The sequence below is a fragment of the [Flexibacter] sp. ATCC 35103 genome (assembly GCF_001975985.1).
Taxonomy (GTDB): domain Bacteria; phylum Bacteroidota; class Bacteroidia; order Flavobacteriales; family Flavobacteriaceae; genus Flavobacterium.
This window is the reverse complement of sequence record NZ_MTQF01000018.1, coordinates 1-26,820: the sequence shown is the minus strand read 5'-3', so window position 1 is coordinate 26,820 and position 26,820 is coordinate 1. Positions and strand designations below refer to the sequence as shown.

General features: G+C 35.2%; 17 protein-coding genes. 12 read left to right on the top strand and 5 right to left on the bottom strand.

The window, feature by feature from the left end:
- Positions 1–66: 66 nt before the first annotated feature.
- The gene (locus BXU01_RS23190; protein WP_083696168.1) at positions 67–2,517 is read right to left on the bottom strand and encodes a glycoside hydrolase family 3 N-terminal domain-containing protein; all 2,451 of its coding nucleotides are present in this window, start codon (positions 2,515–2,517) and stop codon (positions 67–69) included.
- 305 nt (positions 2,518–2,822) lie between these two features.
- Here BXU01_RS23190 and BXU01_RS23185 point away from each other — a divergent pair, with 305 nt between their 5' ends.
- From BXU01_RS23185 to BXU01_RS23150, 8 genes are all read left to right on the top strand, one after another.
- Complete coding sequence (locus tag BXU01_RS23185) at positions 2,823–3,569, top strand: NUDIX domain-containing protein (protein ID WP_083696165.1); 747 nt, start codon at positions 2,823–2,825, stop codon at positions 3,567–3,569.
- A gap of 339 nt (positions 3,570–3,908) precedes the next feature.
- Positions 3,909–4,496 (top strand): RNA polymerase sigma factor, encoded by a 588-nt coding sequence (locus BXU01_RS23180; protein ID WP_083696162.1) that lies wholly within the window; start codon positions 3,909–3,911, stop codon positions 4,494–4,496.
- A 227-nt stretch (positions 4,497–4,723) separates the two neighbouring features.
- Entirely contained in the window at positions 4,724–5,761 is a 1,038-nt protein-coding gene (locus BXU01_RS23175; RefSeq protein ID WP_083696160.1) for a FecR family protein, read from the top strand.
- 143 nt (positions 5,762–5,904) lie between these two features.
- Positions 5,905–9,297 (top strand): TonB-dependent receptor, encoded by a 3,393-nt coding sequence (locus BXU01_RS23170; RefSeq protein WP_083696158.1) that lies wholly within the window; start codon positions 5,905–5,907, stop codon positions 9,295–9,297.
- Positions 9,298–9,308: 11 nt separating this feature from the next.
- Entirely contained in the window at positions 9,309–10,676 is a 1,368-nt protein-coding gene (locus BXU01_RS23165) for a RagB/SusD family nutrient uptake outer membrane protein (protein WP_083696155.1), read from the top strand.
- A gap of 68 nt (positions 10,677–10,744) precedes the next feature.
- Entirely contained in the window at positions 10,745–11,692 is a 948-nt protein-coding gene (locus BXU01_RS23160) for an ABC transporter ATP-binding protein (protein WP_083696153.1), read from the top strand.
- A gap of 11 nt (positions 11,693–11,703) precedes the next feature.
- Positions 11,704–13,965 (top strand): Gldg family protein, encoded by a 2,262-nt coding sequence (locus tag BXU01_RS23155; protein WP_083696151.1) that lies wholly within the window; start codon positions 11,704–11,706, stop codon positions 13,963–13,965.
- An 11-nt stretch (positions 13,966–13,976) separates the two neighbouring features.
- The gene (locus BXU01_RS23150) at positions 13,977–16,793 is read left to right on the top strand and encodes a pitrilysin family protein (protein WP_083696149.1); all 2,817 of its coding nucleotides are present in this window, start codon (positions 13,977–13,979) and stop codon (positions 16,791–16,793) included.
- 211 nt (positions 16,794–17,004) lie between these two features.
- Here the strand turns inward: BXU01_RS23150 and BXU01_RS23145 are convergent, their stop codons facing one another.
- The 4 genes from BXU01_RS23145 to BXU01_RS23130 all read right to left on the bottom strand — a co-directional run bounded on the left by BXU01_RS23145 (position 17,005) and on the right by BXU01_RS23130 (position 23,484).
- Complete coding sequence (locus BXU01_RS23145) at positions 17,005–17,505, bottom strand: hypothetical protein (RefSeq protein ID WP_083696146.1); 501 nt, start codon at positions 17,503–17,505, stop codon at positions 17,005–17,007.
- A gap of 224 nt (positions 17,506–17,729) precedes the next feature.
- On the bottom strand, positions 17,730–19,133 hold the full coding sequence (locus BXU01_RS23140) for an efflux transporter outer membrane subunit (RefSeq protein ID WP_083696143.1): 1,404 nt from the start codon (positions 19,131–19,133) through the stop codon (positions 17,730–17,732).
- Between the two features lie 19 nt (positions 19,134–19,152).
- Positions 19,153–22,317, bottom strand: a complete 3,165-nt coding sequence (locus BXU01_RS23135) for an efflux RND transporter permease subunit (RefSeq protein ID WP_083696140.1) — start codon at positions 22,315–22,317, stop codon at positions 19,153–19,155.
- Between the two features lie 6 nt (positions 22,318–22,323).
- Complete coding sequence (locus BXU01_RS23130; protein WP_083696138.1) at positions 22,324–23,484, bottom strand: efflux RND transporter periplasmic adaptor subunit; 1,161 nt, start codon at positions 23,482–23,484, stop codon at positions 22,324–22,326.
- Positions 23,485–23,749: 265 nt separating this feature from the next.
- Between BXU01_RS23130 and BXU01_RS23125 the strand changes: the two genes are divergently transcribed.
- The 4 genes from BXU01_RS23125 to BXU01_RS23110 are packed head-to-tail and all read left to right on the top strand — an operon-like array spanning position 23,750 to position 26,791.
- Positions 23,750–24,799 (top strand): sensor histidine kinase, encoded by a 1,050-nt coding sequence (locus BXU01_RS23125; RefSeq protein WP_083696136.1) that lies wholly within the window; start codon positions 23,750–23,752, stop codon positions 24,797–24,799.
- The gene (locus tag BXU01_RS23120) at positions 24,796–25,527 is read left to right on the top strand and encodes a LytTR family DNA-binding domain-containing protein (protein ID WP_083696134.1); all 732 of its coding nucleotides are present in this window, start codon (positions 24,796–24,798) and stop codon (positions 25,525–25,527) included. Before BXU01_RS23125 ends, BXU01_RS23120 begins: the two co-directional genes overlap by 4 nt.
- A 20-nt stretch (positions 25,528–25,547) precedes the next feature.
- Positions 25,548–25,841: a DUF3861 domain-containing protein gene (locus tag BXU01_RS23115; RefSeq protein ID WP_055095304.1), complete on the top strand. Its 294-nt coding sequence runs from the start codon at positions 25,548–25,550 to the stop codon at positions 25,839–25,841.
- Between the two features lie 56 nt (positions 25,842–25,897).
- Positions 25,898–26,791 carry a dienelactone hydrolase family protein gene (locus BXU01_RS23110; protein ID WP_083696132.1) on the top strand — a complete coding sequence of 298 codons (894 nt, stop codon included), beginning with the start codon at positions 25,898–25,900 and terminating at the stop codon, positions 26,789–26,791.
- Positions 26,792–26,820: the final 29 nt, after the last annotated feature.

Here is a 26,820-nt window from a genome sequence, read left to right as displayed (position 1 = left end):
CTTCAAAACAAGTGTTTCAAAGGCTTTAAAATTATCTAATACTAACCAAAATATTAAATAATATGCTTAAGGTTTAAGTTCTGTAAACTTTGAATCGAGTTCAAATGATTTCTTTACTTTTTCGACCGTGATTTCATTGGTTACTGAAAATTCAGCTGATTTTTTAATATCTAAAGACGATGCTCCAACCAAAACTTTATAGGTTCCGGCTTCGGCAATCCAGGCACTTTTGCTTTCTAAAAACGAAGCCAGGTCTTTTGGAGATAAAGTCAGTTCTAACGTCTGGCTTTCTCCCGGTTTTAATTCTTTGGTCTTCGCAAAAGCTTTTAATTCTTCTTTTGGTTTATCAATCAATTTTGAAGGAGCCGAAAGATATAACTCAACAACTTCTTTTCCGGATACTTTTCCGGTATTTTTTACCGTAACAGCAACCGTCAATTTATCTTTGAAAGTTGGTGAACTTAATTTTACATCCATATAATCAAAAGTCGTGTACGAACTTCCAAAACCAAATTCATACGATGGTTTTATATTGAATGTATTAAAATAACGGTATCCAACATAAACACCTTCTTCATAGGTTACTTCTTTTGGATTATCGACAGGAAATCCCGGAAAGTTTTTTGCCGATGGTGTATCTGCATATTTCATTGGGAAAGTCATGGTTAATTTTCCTGATGGATTTATTTTTCCTGAAACCACATCAGCAACAGAATGTCCGCCTTCCTGACCTGGCTGCCACGCTAATAAAATAGCATCTGCTTTATCTTTCCACGATGCCGTTTCGATTACTCCGCCAATATTTAAAATAACGACTACTTTTTTCCCTTTTGCATGAAAAGCTTTCGAAATTTTATCCAGCATTTCAATTTCTTCATTTGCGATATTAAAGTTGTCATTAACAACTCTGTCCCCGCCTTCTCCGGAATTTCTTCCTAAAGTTACAAATGCGATTTCAGAACTTGCTGCTTTTTTAGCTATAAAAGCATCGTCCATTTTCATTTCAGGAAGTCTTTCCGGCAAAGCCAGAATACCTTTTTCTTTTCTTCTTTCCTGTTCAGCTGCAACTTCTTTTTCAGCATGTGGCTGATACAAACCAACCAATTCCTTGTCTAATTTATAACCCGCAGCCGTTAGTCCTTCTAACAGAGAAACGGTATGTTTGTTATTCACGCTTCCGCTTCCTGTACCGCCAGTAATCCAGGCATAAGATGTAACTCCAAACAAGGAAACTTCTTTTTGTTTGTCAGCAAAAGGCAATGCATTATTGGTATTTTTAAGCAAAATCATTCCTTCGGCAGCAGCGTTTCTGGTTACTTCTGCATTTTTTGTCAGGTTGGGTTTATCACTGTATTTATATTTGGCAAAAGTGGGCGTACGAAAAATATATTCTAAAATTCTTTTTGCATTTGTATTTGCTACTTCCTGAGGTAGTTTACCTGAGTTTAGGGCATCTAACAATGCTTTTTTCTGCACCGGAATTCCAGGCATCAAAAGATCGTTTCCGGCAATCATTTGTTTGACAACATCAGAGCTTGACCCTTTTTGTATGGATTCAAAACCCGGAAAACCACCAAACCAGTCTGTCATTACAATGCCTTTAAAACCCCATTCGTTTCTCAAAACCTCCGTCAGTAAATCTTTTCGGTCAGAGGTATATTCGCCATTTAGTCTGTTATAAGATGACATTACGGTCCAGGGTTGCGATTCTTTTACGGTAATTTCGAAACCTTTTAAATATATTTCTCTGATCGCTCTTTCAGAAACGTGCGCATTAATTGTCAATCGGTTGGTTTCTTCATTATTTACGGCAAAGTGTTTAATCGAAGTTCCCACGTCTTGCGACTGGATTCCGTTTACAATTGCTGCTGCAGTTTTCCCTGAAATCAACGGATCTTCAGAATAATATTCGAAGTTTCTTCCGTTCAATGGATTTCTCTGAATGTTCAAAGCAGGAGCTAATAAAACATCTACGCCATATTCTTTTACTTCATTTCCCATTGCTTTTCCAACTTCTTCTAAAAGTGCTTTATTCCAGGTTGATGCTAAAGCTGTTCCTACCGGAAATGCGGTTGCATAATATGTTTTTGAGTCATTTTCTCTCGTTGGTTCAATTCGTAAACCCGCAGGACCATCGGCTACAACAGTTGCAGGAATACCAAATCGCTCAAAAGCAGCAGTTCCTCCCGCAGCTCCGGGAACAAGACCTTGCTTAGAATCTCCAACAGGACCCGTCAGAACCTCGATTCCGGGCATTCCGGTTCCAATAAGCAGCTCTGCTTTTTCGGCATTGGTCATTTGCTTGATGATTTCGTCAATTCTTTTATCAACAGAAAGTCGGGTATCTTCCCACGGATCTAATTTTCCGTTTCTGTTTAAATCTAAAAATTTAAATCCCTTAATGGTAAGAACCGGAGGATTTGTTTCATCATTCGGAATTTTATTCCATGATAAATTAGAAAGCACTAATGCCGTCAAAAGAGTCAGGCGCGCTGTTTTTATAAGTGGATTTTTCATTGTTGAAATTTTATTTGTCTCTTGAAATTTTAGAGTTTTTGATCGTATTATTTCATTGCTTCACAATGAAGCAATATTAAAAACTTTTTCTCACATCAACAAATAAAATTGGATAAAATTTCACTTACTGTAATTATAAAGAACTAAAAATGAGTTATTATCAATGATTAAAGGTTATCATTAAAAAATAATGAACTAAAAAATGGAGCTTAAAAGCGCCCTTTTTTAGATTATAAACAGAAGTTTAGTTTTTTTTAGTTTATTTAAATTTTCAAAAACAGTAAATTTGAAAACAAATCATTACAATGGAATTTAAAAGGATACTTGAAGAACAATCTGACGCAGCATGGAAAAAATATATTCCAACGCTTTCTATTGATTGCGTAATTTTCAGCTTTCATGAAACGGAGCTTCAGGTGCTGACTGTCAAGATGAGAGATCAGGATTTGTGGGGACTTCCGGGCGGATATGTACAAAAAGAAGAAAACGTAGACGATGCTGCAATCCGTATCCTGAAAGACAGAACGGGAACTGAGAATATCTATTTGCAGCAATTTTATACTTTTGGAAACCTGAAACGTTCTGAAAGTGCTTTTGAAGATTACGACGATTCTTTATGGAATAAACAGCGATTTGTTTCGATAGGATATTATGCTCTGGCTGAACATTCTAAGGTAAATTTGATTCTGGATGAATACTCATCAGCTTGCGAATGGAAATCTATTGGCGAATTGCCTGTTTTTATGATGGATCACAGCAACATTCTTGACAAAGCTTTGCTAACATTACGGGAACAATTAAACAATCACCCAATTGGATATAATCTTCTTCCTGAGAAATTTACAATGCCTGAACTTCAAAAATTATATGAAATCATTTTAGGCAAAAAACTCAACAGAGGTAATTTTTATCGCAAAATTTTAAGATATGATATCTTAACAAAATTAGATGAATCAAGAAAAGGCGGTGCGCATAAAGCTCCTGATTTATATAGTTTTGATTTGGAAAAATATAATATTGCGCTGAAAGAAGGTTTAAAAGGAAGCTGGTAATTTGAAATAATTTTATTTTTCAGATTCAAAAAACACAAACTAATGCTTCTTTTGTAAGCAATAATCGCTGTTTTTTATTAGAAAATAAAAAACTGAACTATTTTGTAATTCGGCAAAAAATACTCCTCATCTCAGTATACATAAGAGCTAAGCTATTTTCGTACACAAAATAGTACGTTTCGAAGATTTACAAAATGTTTAATCATTTTTTAATAATTAGATAATATTAATATCGAATAATTACCAAAATAACATTTCGGATAAATATTTTTCATTGCAATACGGCATATATTCAAAAAAGTAATAATATTGCCAAAATCAACAAAATTATTTACTACGATGTCTTCAAATTCCAATTCAGACCAAAGCAAACTCCTTTATGAGTTATCGCAAGGGAGTGAACTGGCGTTTACAAAACTCTATAATCAATATAAAAATATTGTTTTTTCTACTGCTTTAAAAATAACAAAATCAAGAATTTTAGCGGAAGAAGTCGTTCAGGATGTCTTTTTGAAAATCTGGCAAAATCATGAAAATTTAGCCGAAATTACGAATATCGAAAATTATCTTTTTATTATTTCCCGCAATCATATTTTTGATATGATTAAGAAAATTGCACGAGATAGTTCTTTATCTGTGCAAACGAATTACAAAAACACATCTGCAAATGATACTGATGAAGCAATAAAAGACGATCAGTATAATGTTATCTTAAACCAAATTGTTGATCAACTCCCTCCTCAACAGCAAAAAATTTATAAAATGGCAAAATGGGATGGTTTAAGCCACCAGAAAATTGGTGAAGATTTAGGCATTTCTACAGAAACTGTTAAGAAACACATGGCGCAGGCGTTGAAATTTGTGCGTCTTAAAATTTCGCCATACATGAATATGTTCATGACTTTGCTTTTGTTTTTTAGAATGTAAACTTCCTTAAAAATCGGTATCTGTTAACATCGTTTTATATTATTTTACATTTTTTTACATTTTTTTCACTTTCGACTACTCCTTCCCTGTTTTACAATCGTCTTTATAATAAAGATCACTATTTAACCCAGGTTTATGACCTATTTTAACAAGATGATTGATTTTAAAACAAAATAAAAAACACCCAGGTTTACCATAACGATTATTAACTCACAATCAAAAAACAAATGCAAGAAAAAGTATTTGAAGAATTATTCGAAAACTACCTGCAGAATAATTTAACTGAGGCAGAACAGCAAAAGCTGATGGAAATCATCCAATCTGGCACGCAAGATGATTTTATTAAAGAAAAGATTCAGCTTTTGATGAAGGAAAATCAGAATGTTGAAATATTAGACAAGCAAAAAGGAGATGATATTCTTAATTATATCCTTTCTCAGTCTTCACCTAAGGTTATTTCGATCGATGATAATAAAAAATCATACCGAAAATTAGGGAAAACTCTTGTTGCAATCGCAGCAGCAATCACGATTTTATTTGCTTTAAGAACTGCTTTTGTTTATGAAAGCACGCCAAATCCTGTAAAAAATAAAGACGAGAAATTAGAACAAATAAGTTCGGTTTTGGCCTTTAACGGAAAACAGCTTATTCGTTTACCTGACGGAAGTACGATTATCCTAAACGATAAAAGTAGTATTACTTATGACCAGAATGATTTTGACAAAACAACCAGAGAAGTTACTTTATCCGGTGAAGCTTATTTTGATATTAAGCATAACGAAGCGAAACCTTTTATTGTTCATACCGGAAAAGTAAGTACAAAAGTTTTGGGAACTGCTTTTAATATTAATGCTTACGATAGTTCTGACAATATAGAAGTTACAGTAGAACGTGGTAAAGTTCAGGTGGGAGATGTTAAGAAAGTATACGGTGTAATTACGCCTAATCAGCAAATAAAAGTGAACAAAAACACTTTAGACTTTGAACAAAATAATACTAAAGCCGAAACTGCAATCGCATGGAAAAGCAATTACCTCATTCTTGATAATGTAAATATGGAAGAAGCTGTTGCAATGATTGCCCAAAAGTATAAAGTACAAATTGTACTATCGAATGATAAGATCGAAAACTGCAGGATAACGGCCAGTTTCTTAAACGAAGAAGATTTAGATCACGTGCTGCAAGTGGTTTGCAGTGTAATTGAAACCACTTACCATTATAATAAAAACAACGCAATTGTCCTGGAAGGCAAAGGTTGTGAATAAAACCAAATAACGGAGTATTAACCTTTAAAACCTGATATAAAAAACTAACCAAAAATGAAATAAAAAAGCCATCTGGCTCCTACACCAGACGGCCGCGATTCTTAATAATTAATTCCAGTAACCATTAAAAAACATGCAAATTTATGAAATTACGCTGTAAAACAACCATGTTTGACAGGGAAAAGAAATCTATGTCTTTTTTCAACCTGTCAAAAAAAACCATTATGATCATGCGAATCAGTTTATTCCACATTTTCTTACTGACCTGCGGCACACATATGGTCTTTGCCAATGAAATGAGCGGTCAGAATTTAGAATCTATATCTGTTGATATTGAACTTCATAATCAGGATATTAAAACCCTTTTTAAAACAATAGAAAATAAAACAGGATTACTGTTTGCTTACCAGCCACAGATCATAAAAGATTTTCCTAAAGTAACTACTCCCAAAGGACGCAGAAGCGTAAGTGATATTTTGAACACTGTTCTTCAGGGAAGTAATTTAGTATACAAACAAGTAGATAAAAATGTTGTTATCTATAAAAAAGAAACGGCAAAACCAGTCGCTAATACTACTGCAACAACAGCAAATGCAGATATGGCGTACACTCTTGCCGGAAAAATTCTGGACGAAAAAGGTCAGCCTTTACCTGGTGTTTCTGTTATGGTTGTAGGCGGCAACAAACAAGGAATATCTGATTTTGACGGACAATTTTTTATCGATTTGCCTAAAGGAAAACACGTGCTCAGAATATCTTATCTGGGCTATAAAACACAAGAAGTTACGGTTGAAAACCAGACAACTGTTACTATAAAAATGCAGCCTGATTTAGCAAAACTAGATGAAGTTGTGATTATTGGTTACGGTACAACAACCAAAAGAACATCGACAGGATCTGTAACAAAAATTACTTCGAGCGATATAGAAAAACAACCTATAACCAATATTTTACAGAGCTTACAAGGACGAACTCCAGGAGTTTTCGTGACCCAAACATCCGGTTATGCAGGAAGTAATATCAATGTAAGTATTCGCGGTACAAACTCTATGTCAGGAAATAATTTCCCGTTGTATATCGTAGACGGCGTTCCGTATATTGGTAATGATATCAAGGAACAAGTACAATCTGATCGTGTTATCAGAGGAGCTCAAAAATCTACAAGTCCGTTAAATATTATTAATCCAAATGATATTGAAAGCATAGAAATCCTTAAAGATGCAGATGCTACGGCTATCTACGGTTCCAGAGGTGCAAATGGTGTGGTTTTGATTACGACTAAAAAAGGAAAATCAGGTAAAACCGAATTTACGATCAATACCAACTCAGGAATATCTGAGGTTGCAACAAGAATAAAAACACTCGATACTCCGGCTTACCTTAATATGATGAGTACGGCATTGACAAACAGTAAAGCAATTGCGAGTAATTCAAGCACCGGAATTGCGCTTACAGACTGGGATAAAAATACTACTACTGACTGGCAGGATAAATTAATAGGCGGAGCTGCTAATTTTAATGATTTCTCAGCAAGCTTAAAAGGCGGAAACGACAACACAAGTTTTCTATTAAGTGGTGCTTATCATAAAGAAACTACTGTTTTACCGGGAGATTTTGGTTACAACAAATTTGCTACCAACTTTAATATCAATCATACTACTATGAATGATAAATTAAAAGTAGGAGCTTCTGTTATATTCTCTACGGATAAAAACAAATTGCCTTATTTTGATATTACTTCCTATGCAATTACAACAGCGCCAAATCACCCAATATACAATGCAGACGGTAGTTATTACTGGGCTCCAACGTATTTTAGCGATATAAATCCTTTAGCGGCTTTAACGAAAAGAGTCGAAGATAAAGGCAACAACTTAATTACAAGCTTTAACATTCAATACGAAATTGCAAAAGGCTTTTATTTTAAAACTGATTTAGGTTACGGGATTGCAGAAATGACTTCTAAACAAATTATGCCGGCAACGGGAAGTAATTATGCTTATTATCAAGCTAATAACATTAGCCTTAATACGTTGAGATCCTACACAGTGTCAACAAACAATACGAATAATTTTACTATCGATCCGCAATTAAACTACTCTACTCCCCTATGGAAAGGAAATTTGACTGCATTAGTTGGTGGTTCATGGCAAAACAGAAAATCAGAAATGCCATCTTACGTTAGTTCTACTGGTTATAGTGCTGATAATCTTATTGGTATTACCGGAACTGCTGCAACTGTAACAGCTTATAATGGTTCATCAGAATATAAATATGCATCGCTTTTTAGCCGATTGAATTATAATATTTTAAGCAGATATATTCTAAATATCAATTTTAGAAGAGATGGTTCATCCCGTTTTGGAGCCAATAAACGTTACGGAAATTTTGGCTCAATTGGTGGTGCCTGGATTTTCTCAGAAGAAAATTTTCTAAGACACAGTTCCGTAATCAGTTTTGGTAAACTGCGCTCCAGTTATGGTGAAGTTGGAAATGATCCTTCTGATGATTACGGATATGCTGATACGTATTCGTCAAGCACATATGGCAACGGAAATGCGGCTATGGCTGCAACGAGAATCGCGAATCCAAATTTTCAATGGGAAGTTACCAAAAAGTTTGAAGCTGCAATGGATCTTGGTTTCCTGAGAGATCGTATTTCATTAACAGTAGCATATTATAGAAATCTTACCGGAAATCAATTGGTAAATGCAACACTAAGCCCGCAAGCCGGATTTACAACTTATCTGGCAAATTTAAATGCTGAAGTCGAAAATAAAGGCTGGGAGTTTACCTTGAATACTACAAATGTGCGTACTAAAAATCTGGAATGGTCTACATCTTTTAATATCTCGACAAACTCTAATAAATTATTGTCATTTGATAATATAGAAAATTCCAGTTATTACAGCACTTATGTGGTAGGAAATCCGTTAAGCAGCAGATATTTATACAATTATACCGGCGTTGTAAATGGTATTGCACAAGTTGAAGATGTAAACGGTGACGGAAAAATAACTACGGGTTTTGCGCAAAACGGACTTGGGGACAGAAAATATTACGGTCCTTCTTATCCTAAATATTACGGAGGTATTTCGAACTCGATTAATTACAAAGCATTTTCGTTAGACTTTTTGTTTCAATTTGTAAAACAAAACGGAAGAAATTTAATGTCGACAGTAGCCATACAACCCGGATATCCTTATGGTATTGCCAATTATCAAACAGACGAATATAATGATTATGTGGCTCAGGGAATTGCTTTGCAATCTACCTATTTGCCTAGTTTTTTAAATTACGCAGCATCAAATGCTACTTTAATTGATGCTTCATACATTAAGCTAAAAAATGTAAGCGCTTCGTATACGATTCCTTTGGATGCAAAAACACAAAAATTCATTCAAAAAATACGTCTTACACTTCAGGGACAAAATTTGCTGACCATAACAAGTTACAAAGGATTTGATCCTGAAACTCAAGGTCTGGCTTTACCTCCGTTACGTACGATCACTTTAGGAACTCAGTTTACATTCTAAATCTAAAAAACATGAAAAATAATTCTATAACATTCCGCTATATATTTTCGTTTTTACTTTTGACAGGTTTCACAGGCTGCGAAGAGATCCTTGATGTCGAACTTCCAAGCAGTGAGTTTTCATCGTCTACTGTTTATGCAACTGATGCAACTGCAGAAGCTGCTGTAAACGGAATTTACCAAAGTATGGTAACCAACACTTTTTATGGTTCTTTGCATATTACTCTTGGACAAACTTCTGATGAATTAATTCTAAAAACCCAATTGAATAACGTTTTTGGTACAAATGAAATTACTACCGAAGATGGTGAAATGAACTCAATGTGGACAAGCTTTTACAAAACCATTTATAATGCAAACAGCGTTATTGAAGGTATAAATAAAAGCAAAACACTAACAGAAGCTTCAGGGAAACGCTGGATTGCTGAGGCTAAATTTTTAAGAGCTTATTCTTATTTTTATTTAACGAACCTTTGGGGTGATGTTCCTTTAATCCTGACTACCAATGTAGACCAGACAGCACTTGCTCCGCGCAATCCGCAGGCAGAAGTTTACAATCAAATTGTAACAGATTTGCAAGATGCAACGGCAGAACTTCCTGTGGATTATACGAAATATAATGCACAGCGAATCAGGGCTACAAAATGGGCAGCCGAGGCTTTGCTGGCAAGAGTGAACCTGTATTTAGGCAAATGGACAGATGCTGCTACTCATGCAAGTGCTGTAATTGCTCAAAACAGCACTTATAAAATGATTACCGGTTTAACAAGTACCAACAGTCCGTTTATTGCAGACAATAATGAAGCAATCTGGCAAATACCCTACTTTAATGTTATTTATACCTATGAAGGAGGCGCTTTGTTTACAGCTGCTGGAACTTATATGCTTAGAAAAGGAAATACACTGTTTGAAACCGGCGATGCCAGAAAAACAAACTGGACAGGAAGCGTTGTTGCTGCAGACGGAACGACATTTATTGCCCCTAGAAAATATAAAAATGCTTATGCCGCTTCGCCATCAGAACGTTCTACAGTACTGAGATTAGCCGAAGTTTATTTAATAAGAGCCGAAGCCAGAGTAAAATCAAATGATATTACAGGAGCTCAGCAAGATATAAATGTAATTAGAAACAGGGCGTTATTACCTTCAACTACCCTAACAGACCCAAATCAGTTATTGGCATTAATTTCTCTTGAAAGAGAACGTGAGCTTTTTGCAGAATTTGGACAAAGATGGTTAGACTTAAAAAGAAGCGGTATAATCGATCAGGTTCTGGGTGCAACTGCGGGCAAAATCTGGGCTTCTACAGACAGCCTTTATCCAATACCGGAAACTGCCAGACGCTCTAATCCCTTTTTAACCCAAAACTTAGGATACTAAATAATATTAAAAATTACCCGGGAATGTTTTTTCAGTAAAAAGGCATTCCTGAGGTTTTAAAAAACACTATGGAAACAACAATTGTAAGAGTTGAGGATTTGTCACATCAATATAGCAAGGATTGGGCAATACAAAATATAAGTTTTGAAATTAAAGAAAACAAAATCCTGGGTCTTCTGGGATCTAACGGCGCAGGAAAATCGACTACGATGAATATTCTTTGCGGTGTATTAAACCAGACAAAAGGAAACATTTTTATTGATGGAATCAATTTAAAAGAAAATCCGGTAGAGGCTAAAAAACTAATTGGCTTTTTGCCGCAAACACCGCCATTACATCTTGATTTAACAGTAAATGAATATTTAACGCATTGTGCGGAATTAAGACTGGTAAAAAAAGAAGATCTTAAAAATGCCGTGGAAAGAGCCAAGGAACAATGCGGGATCTCACATTTTAGTAACCGATTAATCCGCAATTTATCCGGAGGATATCGTCAGCGTGTGGGAATTGCACAGGCGATTATTCATGAACCTAAACTGGTTGTGCTCGATGAACCAACAAACGGATTAGACCCAAATCAAATTTTAGAAGTTCGAAACTTAATCAAGAAAATCTCTAAAGACAAGGCTGTTATCTTCTCGTCTCACATTTTATCTGAGGTTCAGGCAACTTGTCAGGAAATTAGAATGATCGAAAACGGACATATGGTTTTTGCTGATTCGCTGGAAGCTTTCAACAATCATATAGAGGCAAATACATTGACGGTAAGTTTCGAAAATCCGCCGCAACTGAGTGCATTAACAGCTATTACAGAAGTTACGGAAGCTATTTTTCTTTCGACCAAGAAAATCCAGATCACTTTTAACGGAACACAGGAAATTGCCGAAAAAATTGTTTCGCTAAGTGTACAGAACAATTGGAAACTACGTGAAATTCGATTTGAAAAAGTATCTCTGGACGAAATTTTTGCACAGTTATCTAAAAAAGCACCTTCTAAAAATTCCCCTATTTCTTAAAAATTAAACAAATGAAAACTATATATAGAATCGCTAAAACAGAACTCAACACTATGTTTTACTCGCCTGTTGCATGGGTTGTTTTAGTCATATTTTCGATCCAGTCAAGCTGGAAATTCTTTGACTCGATTGAACGTTTTGAAAAAGGACAAAAAATAGGTCAACACATGAATAACCTGTCACAAATTGTGTTTTCCGGTTTCAGTGGGTTGTATACTGAAATGCAAAATTATTTATATCTGTATGTTCCGCTTTTAACAATGGGACTTATTAGCCGTGAGATTAATAGCGGTTCTATCAAACTTTTGCTTTCTTCGCCAATAAACATTAAAGACATTGTTTTGGGTAAATTTCTTGCCATTGCAAGTTATTGTTTATTGTTTATGTCAATACTTGGTTTATTGGGTGTTGCAGCTTATTTTTCTATTGATAATGTAGATATCAGCTTTATTTTATCCGGTCTTATTGGCTTGTATTTATTAGTTTGCACTTATGCGGCTATTGGTCTTTTTATGTCTTGTCTTACCTCTTATCAGGTTGTTGCCGCAATTAGTACATTGGTAGTTTTAGCAGGTTTGAACTTTATTGGTAAACTATGGCAAGGTGTTGATTATGTAAAAGATGTAACTTATTTTCTTTCGATTTCCGGACGTGCAAACTCCATGATCGAAGGGCTTATTGTAAGTAAGGATGTACTGTATTTTATTTTGGTAAGTACTCTTTTTATTGGTTTAAGTATTTATAAATTACAAACCGGAAGAGATGCTCAAACCACATCAAAAAGAGTTTTGAAATATACAGGATTAATTGCTGTTATATTATCTCTTGGTTATATTACATCTACTGCGCCACTGACTTTTTATAAAGATATGACGCGTACAAAAGACAAAACGCTGACTAAAACCAGTCAGGAAATTGTAAAAAAGATCGACGGCCCTATTACCATTACTACTTATGTTAATTTACTTGACATTAATTATTATATGGCAATGCCGTATTCTCAAAATCAGGATATTGCCAGTTTTGACAAGTACTCTCGTTTTTTGCCCCAAATAAAAATGGATTACGTTTATTACTACGATACTTCTACAAATGCTGCTTTGTATGCCCAAAATCCGGGATTGAATGACAAACAACTTGCTGAAAAAATGATCGAAACGCAGAATTTAAAGCTGAAAAAATTATATTCTCCGGCAGAAATAAGCAAAATAATTAATCTGAAAGCAGAACAAAACCGAGTGGTTAGAACCATAGAATACAATGGAAAGAAAACTTTTTTAAGAATGTTTGATGACTTGTTTAAAGTTCCTTTTGAGAAAGAAATCTCGGCATCATTAAAACGTTTAATTACAACTCCTTCAAAAATTGTATTTGCTACCGGAAATATGGAACGCAGTATTGATAAAAACGGGGATAAAAATTACAAAACCGGTTTTAATGAAATTACGTTCAGAAACTCCTTAATCAATCAGGGATTTGATGTAGCCTCTGTAGATATCAATGCACAGAACATTCCGCAGGATGCAGATATTTTTATTATTGCAGATCCTAAAACCGAATTAAGCCAGGGCGCCATTGACAGAATCAATAAATATATCGAACAGGGAAAAAATTTAATGCTTCTGGCAGAACCTGAAACAAACTCTGCATTAGCGACTATAGCGGCTAAATTAGGTGTAAGTTTTACCAAACAGGCATTAGTTCAGGAAAGCGAAATTAACTCACCGGATTATTTAGTTACAGAGTTTTCTAAAGCAATTGATACTTCATTTATTAAACTTAAAAAAGGTCAATTTCCAATTCCGCTTTTAGGGACCAGCGGCGTTAAAACGAATCCTGATTCCGGATTTAAAGTAACAACATTGCTACAAACCAATAATCAGAAAGTTTGGGAAGCACCAACAGGAATCAATTCTGTATCTGAAGATCTTAAAAAACAAACTTCTTCCTCTTCAGTTCCGCTTGTTGTGGCATTGACAAGAAATATTAACGGAAAATCACAAAAAATAATTGTTGCCGGTGATGCTGATTTTATGGGTAATGCGGAGTTAAGCCGTAATGGTTCAGGAACATTTCAGTTTGTAACAGATGTTTTTAGCTGGTTTAGCGATTATAAATTTCCAATAGACACGACGCGGCCTGAAAATACTGACAACAGAATAACGGTAAATGCAAATCAGGTTTTTATCAGCAAAATGATATTTATTGGGTTATTTCCTTTATTGATTATACTAAGCGGGGCTTTTATACTGATTAGAAGAAACAGAAGATAAAAAACAAAACAATGCATATACATCAAAAAAATATCATGATTGGGATTATAATGTTATCGTTTCAGATGACATTTTCCCAATTCAAAACTACGATTCCGCTGGATAAAAATGTTACGACAGGTAAACTCAAAAACGGTTTAACCTATTACATTCTGCATAACGAAGAACCTAAAGATCGTGCGAGTTTTTATTTCGTTCAAAATGTTGGTGCAATCCTCGAAGAAGACAATCAAAACGGATTAGCACACTTTCTGGAACACATGGCTTTTAACGGGACAAAACATTTTAAAGGAAAAGGAATCATTAAAATGCTGGAGAAAAACGGTGTAAGTTTTGGTAAAGATATCAACGCTTATACTGCTCAGGATGAAACCGTTTACAACATAAGCGGTGTTCCGGTTGCAAATGAAAAACTAATAGATTCTACACTTTGGATTTTACATGACTGGTCAGGATCTTTGTCATTGACGAATCAGGAAATCGATGCAGAAAGAGGTGTAATCAGGGAAGAATGGAGAACCCGCAGAACAAGCGATTTTCGTTTAAAAATGCAAACAGATCAGGTTTTATACCACAATTCACAATATAGTAAACGGGATGTTATTGGTGATCTTAATATCATCAACAACTTTAAATATGCTGAACTTAGAAACTACTATAAAAAATGGTACCGTCCGGATTTGCAAGCGGTGATTATTGTGGGAGATATTGATGTAAAAACAATGGAAGAGAAAGTAAAATCTATATTTTCCGGAATTCCTTTGGCAAAAAAAGCAACTCCGCGTCCTTATTATGACATTCCTAAACACGACGAATTGTATTTTGTCACAGCAACAGACAAAGAAGCAAATTCAGCATCTGTTACTCTAAAATATGTGCTTGATGAGCCATTGGTAAAAGATTCTCTTGTTACTCGTACGAATGTAATGAACTCATTCTATACCAGTATATTAAACAATCGTTTTAGAGAATTAATCTTAAAAAATCAAAGTTCAGGTTTGAGTTTAAAAAGCTATTTTGAGCCTATTTCAAGATTAAATACTTCTTTTAATATTTCGGCTTTAGCCAAAAAAGGAAAAGTATTAGAAGCATTTCAGGATGTTTATACAGAGACGGAACGCATGAAACGTTTTGGTGCCGTTCAGTCAGAATTAGATCGTACAAAAAAAGATTTTATCAGTTCATATGATGATTTTATTAAAAATAAAGACAAAGTCGATAATGATAGCTGGGCAGATAAACTAACCAACTATTTTTTGAAAGCAAAACCCTTTCTTGCCCCACAAGATGATTATAATCTTATCGTTGGAATCATAAAAAACATTTCCCTGACAGAGCTGAATGCTTATGCAAAAACGATTCAGAAACCTGTAGACCAAATAGTTTTAATAACCGGATCTGATAAAGATCAAAATGATTTCCCTAAAAAAGAAGCCGTTGTTGATGTAATGAAAAAGGTTGAAACCATGACTTTGGAACCTTATTCAAAAAAGGAAAACAATGATCCGTTAGTCGACAAAGATTTAAAACCTGCAGCCATCAAAAAAACATTTGAGGTGCCGGGAATTAATAATGCAAAAGGATATATGCTTGAAAATGGTGCCAATATTATCATTTTGCCAACCCAACATTCTCAGGATCAAATCGTGTTTTCGGCTTTTAGTAAAGGTGGAAAATCGTTGATAAAGAATGAAAATTTAGCGTCGGCAGAAATTGCAACCACAATTGCAAGATCATCAGGACTTGGCAATTTTGACAATACCGGCTTAAAAGAAAAACTAACCGGAAAAGTAGCTCAGGCAGCTCCGTTTATTGGCGAAAACACCGAAGGATTTCAGGGAAGTTCAAATCAGGCTGATCTCGAAACGATGCTGCAATTGTTATATCTTTCGTTTGAAGCACCTCGTTTTGACCCAAATATTTACAGCATTCTAAAAACGCAATATCAAAACCGTTTAGAGAACATTAAAAAAGATAATGCAAATGCTTTTAAAGACACTGTTTCTCTTGCAAATTCAAATCATAATACCCGTACGTTTATCTTCAACGAAAAATTCCTTGAGAATATCGACCTGCAAAAAGCGACACAAATCTATAAAGAGCGAATTAATAATGCTGCCGATTTTACTTTTGTTTTTGTTGGGAATATTCCGGATTCCGCGCTTGGTTTAATTCAGAAATATATCGGGAATATAAAAGGAAATGCAAACGCAACAGAAACTTTTACAGACCATAACCTGGAACCTAAAAAAGGAAAAACCGAAGTTCATTTTAAACGAGCAATGGAAATTCCTAAAACAACAGCTTATTTGCATTTAACCGGAAAAATGGAATACAGTCAGGAAAACGCCATCGGAATGTATATTATTGGTGAATTATTGTCTAAACGTTTTCTACAAACAATTCGCGAAGAAGAAGGCGGAAGCTATGGTGTAAATGTTGGCGGAAGTCTGGAAATAACACCAAAACCACAATATAATTTAGCTCTTGGTTTTGATTGCAATCCTGAAAAGGAAGAGAAATTAATGCAGATTGTATGGAAAGAAATCAATGATTTAAAATCAAAACCAGCGATTAGCAGCGATTTTGAAGACATCAAAAAAGCGCTTATAAAAAACAGAGAAGAATCTATGAAAACAAATTCTTTTTGGAGTAATACTATCTATAACGTCAGCATGAACCAGATTCCGTTTCTGGCAGACGATGAGTACAAAAACTTAATTGCCAAAATTAGTCTAAAAACGATTCAGCAATTAAGCAAACAAATTGTAGATAGTTCCAGTAGTGTTGAAGTAATTATGAGTCCGGAAAGCCAACCAGGTAAGTAAATGCTTTAGAATGCTTTTTTATTTTATTAGTCATTAAAGGTTGTCTTAACAGACAGCCTTTTTTGTTTTTATAACTTCTAAAAAAACAATTCTAATGGGATAATTGTTCCAAAAGAACTTTGCTAAAATCATCTTTTAATTCTCTCTAAATTATATACAAAACAAAAAAACGCCCCATTTCTAAGGCGTTTTTTTAAATTAATTCTGTTATTTAGTGACGATCATCATGTCCGTGCCCCTTATCTTTATTAGAATTTCCTTTTGATTTATTAGAATCATCTTTTTTTCCGTTTCCGTTTTGATTCTTTTGCTTGTTATTTTGTTTATTAGCCTTGTCCGGTTTATTTCCTCTGTTTTTTTGAGGAGGTCCCTGATATCCTTTAGGATAATTGGCTCTGTGTTTGGTGTGATAGGTATAAGGAGCATCGCCTTTATAATCATTTACGACTACTTTATATCCTGAATACAAATCATATTGTCTGTATTTTGAAGGCAATCTGTTTTCACGAACCCATTTACCATTGTTATCATAAATAAACTGGCTTTGGTTTACATCATAATAGGTATCAATATCCGGTAAATAATAGTATCTGCTGTCGTCATAACCTTGTGGACCCCAGTTTGGCGGTGTACCAATATTTACATTGATCGAAACTTGCGCGTGGGCAAAAACACTCATCAAGAGTATTAGAGCAATTCCTAATTTTTTCATTTTTGAAGTATTTAGTATTAATTTGATTTGTATAAAGCTAAAGTAATGCCATTAATTTGCCTTTACCCTATTCATTATACCGAAAGGCAAAACCAATCGACGAAAAGCCCCTCACAACCGACATATTTATAAAATAAAAAAACGCCTCAGAATTTGAGGCGTTTCATGTTTAACAATTTCAATTAAACAATGATCATCAAGGTACATATGATTGGATCATAAATCTATTTCCATCCGCCGCCTAAAGCGCGGTATAAATCGACTACAGCTTGTAATTTTTGCAAATTATCATTTACGCCACTCAATTGAGCTGCTAAAAGATTTTGTTCAGATGTTAATACATCCGTATAATTGGTAGCAGAACTGTATTCTAAAAGTTGTTGTGTAAAATCGACTGCTTTTGTCAAAGCTTCGATTTGCTTTTCTCTTGAATCTTCTTTTTCAACCGCCATTTCATAAGCATATAAAGCATTCGAAACTTCCTGACCTGCAACTAAAAGACTTTGCTGAAAATTATTTAAAGCCTGTACTTGTCTTGATTGTGCTGTTGTTAACCTGGCTTTATTAAGTCCCTGATTAAAAAGTGGCTGCGTTAATCCTCCTATTAAAGAATAAAAAACAGAATTAGTAAAGAAATCCGTCAATTGCAAATTCGAAAATCCACCACTTGCCGTAAGCGTTAAACTAGGATAAAAATACGTTTTAGCCATATTTGTCGTTTCAAAAGCCGTTCTAAAATTAAATTCAGCCTGACGAACATCCGGACGATTTTCCAGCAATTGAGCCGGTAAACCTATTGCAATTTTCTCAGGAATTACCTGATCTCCTAATGTTCCTCTTTCAATTGGTCCGGAAGCTTGTCCTAACAAAATATTCAAAGCATTTTCAGTCTCGCGAATGTCTCTCTTTAAATCCGGAATCAAAACTTCGGCCGCATGTTGATTGGCTTCACTTTGTACTACAGACGCACCAGTAACAATAGCACCTTCTTTTAAAGCTTTTATAACTTCAACATTTTTAATACGGCTTTCTAATGTCGATTTGGTTATTTCTAATTGTTTGTCATATGCTAACAATAAAAAATAATTGTTTGCAATATCAGAAATCAATTGGGTCTGAACTGCTTGTTTTGCCGCATCTGTAGAAAGATAAGTGGCAAGAGCGGCTCTTTTTGAACTGCTTAGTTTTCCCCAGATATCTGCTTCCCACGATGTGCTTAAACCTAATTTATAAGTCGTTGTCAGGGTATTGATATTAATTCCTGCCGGAAAATTCAATCCTGCCTCAGACTGCTTGTTACGCGTTACGTTTGCATCTGCATTAAGCGTTGGATAATAGGCCAGTTTAGCCTGACGTAAAGTAGCACGCGACTGAACGATATTTTCGATCGCATTTTTTAAGTTCAGGTTCTGATCTAATCCTTTTTGAATTAAAGCATTTAGTTTTTGATCTTTAAAAACCGTTTGCCACGGCATATTGGCAATCGTAGCTGAATCGGCAGAAGCCTGATCACGATAAAGATTGGCTGTAGAAACTGTTGTGGGGCGTTCGTACTTTTTGGTAACGCAGGCACTTAAAAGTGTGACTGCGATTACCATTATAATATATTTATTTGAACTATGAGTCATCTCTGTCTTAATTAAATTATTACTCTTTATGAGCTTCGATTAGTTGTACTTCGTCGTCGTCATCTTCATCATACCCCTCTTTTGCAGGACCACTTACTTTTTCCTGTAAAGTCTGGAAAATGATAAACAATACCGGAATAACAAATACTCCCAAAATGGTTCCGATTAACATACCTCCAACAGCTCCGGTACCAATTGATTTGTTACCTACAGCTCCGGCTCCTGAAGCAAACATTAAAGGAACAAGTCCTAAAATAAAGGCGAAAGAAGTCATTAAAATTGGACGTAAACGCGCAACGGCTCCTTCAACTGCCGCTTGCACAATTGGCATTCCTTTACGTCTTCTTTCCAGGGCAAATTCAACAATCAAAATACCATTCTTCGCCAATAGTCCAATAAGCATGATCAGGGAAATCTGCAAATAGATATTACTGTTTAGTTTGAATATGATCGAGAACAAATATGCTCCTGCTAATCCAAACGGAATTGAGAATAATACGGCAAATGGCAAAATATAACTTTCGTATTGTGCACTTAATAAAAAGTAAACAAACACAAGACATAATATAAAGATGAAAATAGTTTCACTTCCTGATGCTAATTCCTCACGTGTTAATCCGGAGAATTCATAACCATAACCTGCCGGAAGATTTTCTGCCGCAACCTCCTGAATTGCTTTAATCGCATCTCCTGAACTAAATCCCGGATTTGGTGCTCCTGTTATAGCAATAGACGTAAACAAGTTGAACCTTGAAATAGATTCCGGTCCAAAAACTCTGGTCATTTTTACAAACTCTGTAATTGGTGCCATTGTTCCGGCGCTGTTTCTAACAAAAATTTTGTTCAACCCTTCAGTATTGGTACGGAATTCCGGCGAAGCCTGAATCATAACACGGTATTGTTTTCCGAATTTATTGAAATTCGATGCATACAATCCTCCATAATAACCTTGCATCGTAGAAAGGATCGAATTAACAGGAACTCCTGCATCTTTAGCTTTTGCCAGATTGATATCCATCATATATTGAGGAAAACCAGGATTAAACGGCGTTGTAGCATATTGTATTTCAGGACGTTTTGAAAGTTTTTCCAGAAAGTCTGTATTCACTTTATAGAATTCTGCTGTAGAATGTCCTCCTTTATCCTGCAACTGAAATTCGAATCCACCACTTTGTCCAAATCCCTGAATTGTTGGCGGGGAAATAAAGAAAATATTAGCTTCACGAATTCCGCTTGTTTTGGCAAAAAGCTGACCAATTACATCATTAACACTTAAATCACGTTTTTCCCAGGTTTCAAGTTTTACAATAACCATACTGTAAGCACTTCCTGCTCCGGCTGTAAAGTTTTGACCTACAATACGCAATGTGTTTTTAACACCCGGAATTGTTTTGGCAATACTATCTACCTTTTTCGCAATAATATCTGAACGCTCCATAGAAGCTGATGGCGGCAAACTGATATTGGCAAAAACAGTTCCCTGATCTTCTGCCGGAACGAACGCTGATGGCGTTGTTTTCATCATATAAAATAAAGCTGCACCGGCAAAAACAATAGCCGCTAATACAATCCATTTTTTAACGGAAAGAAATTGTACAGATCTTTTATATTTATTGGTTACATTATCAAACGCAACGTTAAAAGAGGTATAGAATCTCTGAATAAAACTTTTATGTTTATGATCGTCAGCATGTGGTTTTAAAAGCAAAGCACACAATGCCGGACTTAAAGTCAAGGCATTAATTGCCGAAAGAATAATCGCAACCGCTAATGTAATACCAAATTGTTTATAGAAAACCCCTGTAGATCCCGTGATAAAGGTAACCGGAATAAATACGGCTGCCATTACAAGAGTAATCGAGATAATTGCTCCGGAAATTTCATCCATAGCATCAATCGTTGCTTTTTTAGACGATTTATACCCATGATCCAGTTTGGCATGCACGGCCTCGACGACGACAATGGCATCATCGACCACAATACCAATGGCAAGAACCATCGCAAAAAGCGTTAATAAGTTAATGGTAAACCCAAATAAATTCAGGAAGAAAAATGTACCTACAATCGCAACCGGAACCGCAATTGCCGGAATTAATGTTGACCTGAAATCCTGAAGGAAAATAAATACCACAATAAATACCAATATAAACGCTTCAATCAAAGTATGAATTACTTTTTCGATAGAAGCATCCAGATTTTCATTGACATCAACAAGAATAGTATATTTTACACCTTTTGGGAAGCTTTTTGCAGCATCTTCAATTAATTTTTTAGAATTGTTGATTACATCACGTGCATTCGATCCGGGAGTCTGGCTTATTGCCATTGCAGCAGATTCTACACCATTTGTTTTAATGGTTGACGAATAACTTAAAGATCCCAACTCTACTTTAGCAACATCTTTAAGTCGTAACATTTGTCCGTTTCCAACAGATTTTATTACGATATCACCAAATTCCTGAGCACTTGTCAAACGTCCTTTATACTTGATTACGTATTGAAAAGCCTGATCTCCGTTCTCACCAAATTTACCTGGTGCGGCTTCGATATTTTGTTCTGCCAAAGCAGCCGAGATATCACTTGGGATCAATTTGTATTGCTGCATGATATCCGGTTTAAGCCAGATTCTCATCGAGTAATCTTTTGCCCCAAAAACGGTTACATCTCCTACTCCAACTACACGCTGAATTTGAGGAACAAGATTGATCTTAGCATAATTTTGAAGGAAAGTCTGATCATAAGCAGGATCGTCACTATATAAAGAGAAAATCACCAGGTTACTACTCTGACTTTTTGTTACCGTTACACCTGCCTGAGTTACCTCTACAGGTAATAAACTTGTAGCTCTCGAAACCCTGTTTTGAACGTTTACCGCTGCTAAATCAGGATTTGTTCCTACTTTAAAAAATATTTTTATAGATGCATTTCCGTCGTTTGTTGCTGTAGAAGTCATGTATGTCATGTTCTCTACACCATTAATTTGCTCTTCAAGCGGAATTACGATACTTTTAAGTACAACATCTGCATTTGCTCCTGTATAACTTGCAGAAACGTTTACCGTTGGCGGCGCAATATCAGGATATTGAGAAATAGGCAGCTCAATAAGCCCTAATACACCTAAGATGACAATAATAACAGATATTACTGTCGAAAGTACAGGTCTTTGTATGAATATTTTAAACATTTTTTCTTATTTTAATTCAGCATAGACCGCTTCCGGGCTCTGATTGTGAGTTTTTATTTCGCTTCCTTCTTTTAATGAAGCTACTCCTTCTAGTACAATTTGGTCTCCTGCTTTTAAGCCACTTGTTACCACATAAAAATTACCTGCAGTGTTTTCAAGTACGGTGATATTGGCATTTTTTGTTTTTCCGTCTTTTCCTACCGTTACGGCAAAAATCTTATCCTGAAGTTCAAATGTAGCGCTCTGAGGAATCAATATTCCATCTTTAACTTCATTTGGGATTCTCACAGTTGTGCTGCTTCCGCTTCTGATAATACCTTTTGGATTTGCAAAACGAGCCCTGATATTTACAGAACCGGTTTCTGTATTTATAAGTCCGTTTACAGTTTCAATACGTCCTTTTTCAGTATAAGCTGATCCATCTGAAAGTAAAAGTGAAACCGCCGGCAATTCTTTGATTTTCTCTGAGAATGAAGTTCCTGAACCGCTTTGGGTGAAATTCAATAAGGCTTTTTCGTTCATAGCAAAATAAGCATATACATTTCCAATGCTTGAAACTGTAGTCAAAGGTTCTGCAGTATTAGAACTCACTAAACTTCCTAAACGAAACGGGATTGAACCTACAACTCCATTAACCGGACTTGTAACCGTAGTATATCCCAAATTAGTTTTGGCATTTACCAAAGCTGCATTTGCCTGTGCTAATGTTGCCAATGCTGATTCATATGTATATTGTGCAGATTCAAGATCATATTTACTAATAATCCCTTTTTCTACAAGTGGTTTTACTTTATTTACAGCCAGTTTTGCTGAACTTAAACTTGCCTGAGCGCTTTTTATACTGGCAGATGCTGTACGTACTTGTTGCTCATATTCAGGCGCATTGATTTTAAATAAAGGTTGTCCTGCTTTTACAACAGCACCTTCATCGACAAAAATCTTGTCGATATACCCTTCTACTCTTGGTCGGATTTCTATATTTTGCTGTCCCTGAATACTGGCAGGAAAGTCTGTATTTAAAGTAGCTGATTGCGTCTGTAAAGTCAGCGTTTTATACTCTTTTACTTGAGGTGCACCTCCGGCCTGAGCCGATTTGTCGTTTTTATTACCGCAAGATGCGATAACAACAGCTGCAGCGAGAATGCTTAAAAAGGATTGCTTATTCATTGTGAAAAATGTGTAATTATCAATTTATATCGTAACAAAATAACTAAAATATAGTAAGCAAAAAATTTCCAATAGACGGAGGGCTAGAAACAATCGATAGATATAACTTAAGAACCGATAGAAGTTTGTTTAGTAATATCAACACAATTTAGAATAGGCTCGTCGGTTCTAAAATGGTTTTTAAAGGTTCTGATTCCATTTTTGGCGATTGCTTTTATATCTTTTATAAATATAATGTAATATTGTCATAAAATCACCAAACAAAATGATACTCAACTTTTTTAAACCTTACATATTCACAGGATTACACATTCTTGCCTGGTTATTATTGGGTTTTATAATGCTATTTTACATTCCAATAACCTGGAATGTGGTGCTGCCATCCGTTTTTTGGTTATGGCAGATGATTGTACTGGTTTTACTTATTGTAATATTTTATTCTAATGCTAAAATCATCGTACCAAAAACGATTATAAAAGATAACACATCTCCTTTTTTGTTTTGGGCTTTTCTCATGATTTTCGTCATGCAGCTTATTGCTTATTTCTATACTTCGCAAACAGATCTTCATACAAAAATAAGCCTGGTTTTAGGGTTTAAAAAATACAAAAATCCTTATTTCGACAATTACGTTTTTATGCTTACCTTATTGGTTTTAGGCATTAGTACGAGCTGGGCAATGCTTCACCACTGGCAGAAAGCGGCACAACACAAACAAAAACTGGAACAGGACAAAACCATGGCAGAGCTTGCGATGCTGAAAGCCCAGATTAATCCTCACTTTTTCTTTAATTCACTAAACAGCATTTATTCTCTTACGTATACCAATATCGAAGATTCCCGCGGTGCACTTCATACCTTAAGCCGCATGATGCGTTATTTGCTTTATAGCACAGAAGGCGAAAGAACGACTTTATTAAAAGAAGCTGATTTCATGAAAGATTTCATAGCTTTGATGAAGCTTCGGGCTAATCGCAAATTAACGATAACAACAGATATTCCGGAAAAAATACACGATTATCCAATTGTTCCCATGTTGTTATTACCTTTAGTCGAAAATGCTTTTAAACATGGCATACATGCTACAGACAAAAGTGAAATACATATTAAACTCAGACAAAAAGAAAACAATCTTGAATTTGAGGTAGTAAATACTTTTTTCGAAAAGACTTCAACAAATGATCCGGGCGGAATAGGATTAACGAATACAAAACGCAGATTGCATTTGATATATCCACATCGTCATGTTATGACATGCGGTTTAGACCAAAATGGCAAATACAGAGTAAATCTGCAAATAACTTTAGAACAATGATTGTATTAAAATGTATAGCAGTAGATGATGAACCACTTGCCTTAAAACTAGTGGAAACTTTTATAGCGCAAACCCCTTTTTTGCAATTGGCCTGCAGTTGTGACAACGCTGTAGAAGCCATGAGTTTGATTAGGGAACAACAGCCAGACATTGTTTTTCTGGACATAAACATGCCCAACTTAACCGGTATGGAACTCGCAAGACTTTTACAGGAACAGCCCGGACCATTGCCAAAAATTATTTTTACGACCGCTTACAACCATTATGCGATTGAAGGTTACAGGGTAAATGCCGTAGATTATCTTTTAAAACCTTTTAGCTACGAGGAGTTTTTGCGAGCCGCCAACAAGGTTCTTCAAATGTCTGAAGAAGCAGCAAACCAATATCATTCTGTCACTGCAGACGATGAATTTATTTTTTTGAAGGTAGAATATCAATGGGTCAGAATTTCATTAAAGGATATTCTATATATAGAAAGTTTAAAGGATTATGTAAAAGTTCATTTTGAAGATGCTCAAAAATCTGTAATGTCTTTAATCTCTCTTAAAGCACTGGAAGAAAAATTACCGGCATCAAAATTCATGCGAATCAACCGTTCTTTTATTGTTCCGTTAGAGAAAATAAACTCGATCAGTAAAAACTCAATATTCATTCATAAAACCGAAATAACTGTTGGTGAACAATACAAGGAAACTTTTAAAACCATTGTAGAAAAATGGTTGAAATAATTATAATAATATAAAATACCATGCAAAAAAGATCAAACAAATATTATCTGACTTTAAGCCTGAAAGAATATGCAAACGGCGAAACAGAACCAGCAAGAGAACTTGGAATACAATTCGATAATCATGATGAAATATTCAATATCATAGAACGAATAAAAGACAAAAACATTTTTGAAGATCCTAACGAAGCAACACAATTTGCACTTGGACTGAAATTGTTTAGCGAAGTAAAACTAAAGAACCGCAATAATCCACTTTTTGATGAATTAAATGAAGTGTTTCCTGTTTTTATGAAAAAACTAAAAAGCTTGTAGTTCTCTACAGGCTTTTTTCATTTTATTTGCTAAATTAGTTTTCAAATTTTAAAGCTATGGAGAAACTAACCAAAGAAGATATCAGTCAGGAAGTATTTGATTTATATGACGATTACGCTCATAATAAAATCAATAGAAGACAATTTGTCGAAAAGCTCTCTATATTTGCTGTTGGAGCCGTTACACTGCCTTCGCTTTTAAGCTTTATGACACCCAATTATGTCGACAGCATATTAGTAAAGCCCACAGATCCCAGATTAAAAACGGGTTATATAATCTATGATTCCCCAAAAGGCGGCGGAAGCATAAAAGGACTTTTATCCCAACCCTCAGAAACCAAAAAGAAATTACCCGGAATAATTGTTGTACACGAAAATCGCGGCCTCAATCCTTATATTGAAGATGTAGGCCGAAGAGCCGCTATCGAAGGTTTTATTACGCTTGCTCCGGATGCCTTGTCTCCTTTAGGCGGTTATCCCGGAAATGACGATGACGGACGTGAATTACAAAAAAAACGTACGCGCGAAGAAATGCTCGAAGATTTTATTGCAGCGTATGAATACCTGAAATCACATCCGGATTGTAACGGTTATATTGGTGTAGTTGGATTTTGTTTTGGCGGATGGATTTCGAATATGATGGCGGTAAAAATTCCTTCTTTAAAAGCTGCCGTTCCGTATTATGGCGGACAACCCACAAAAGAAGAAGCTGAACAAATAAAAACGCCGTTATTATTGCATTATGCAGGTCTTGATACTCGTGTAAACGAAGGCTGGCCAGCTTTTCAGGAAGTGCTTAACAAAAATAAAGTCGAAAATACAGCTTACTTTTATCCTAACGTAAATCATGGTTTTCATAACAATACAACCCCAAGATATGATGAAGCAGCAGCAACTTTATCCTGGACCCGAACTACTGATTTTTTTAAGGAAAAACTAAAAAAGAAATAATGCAACATTGAGTTGTCCTGAAAAAGGTT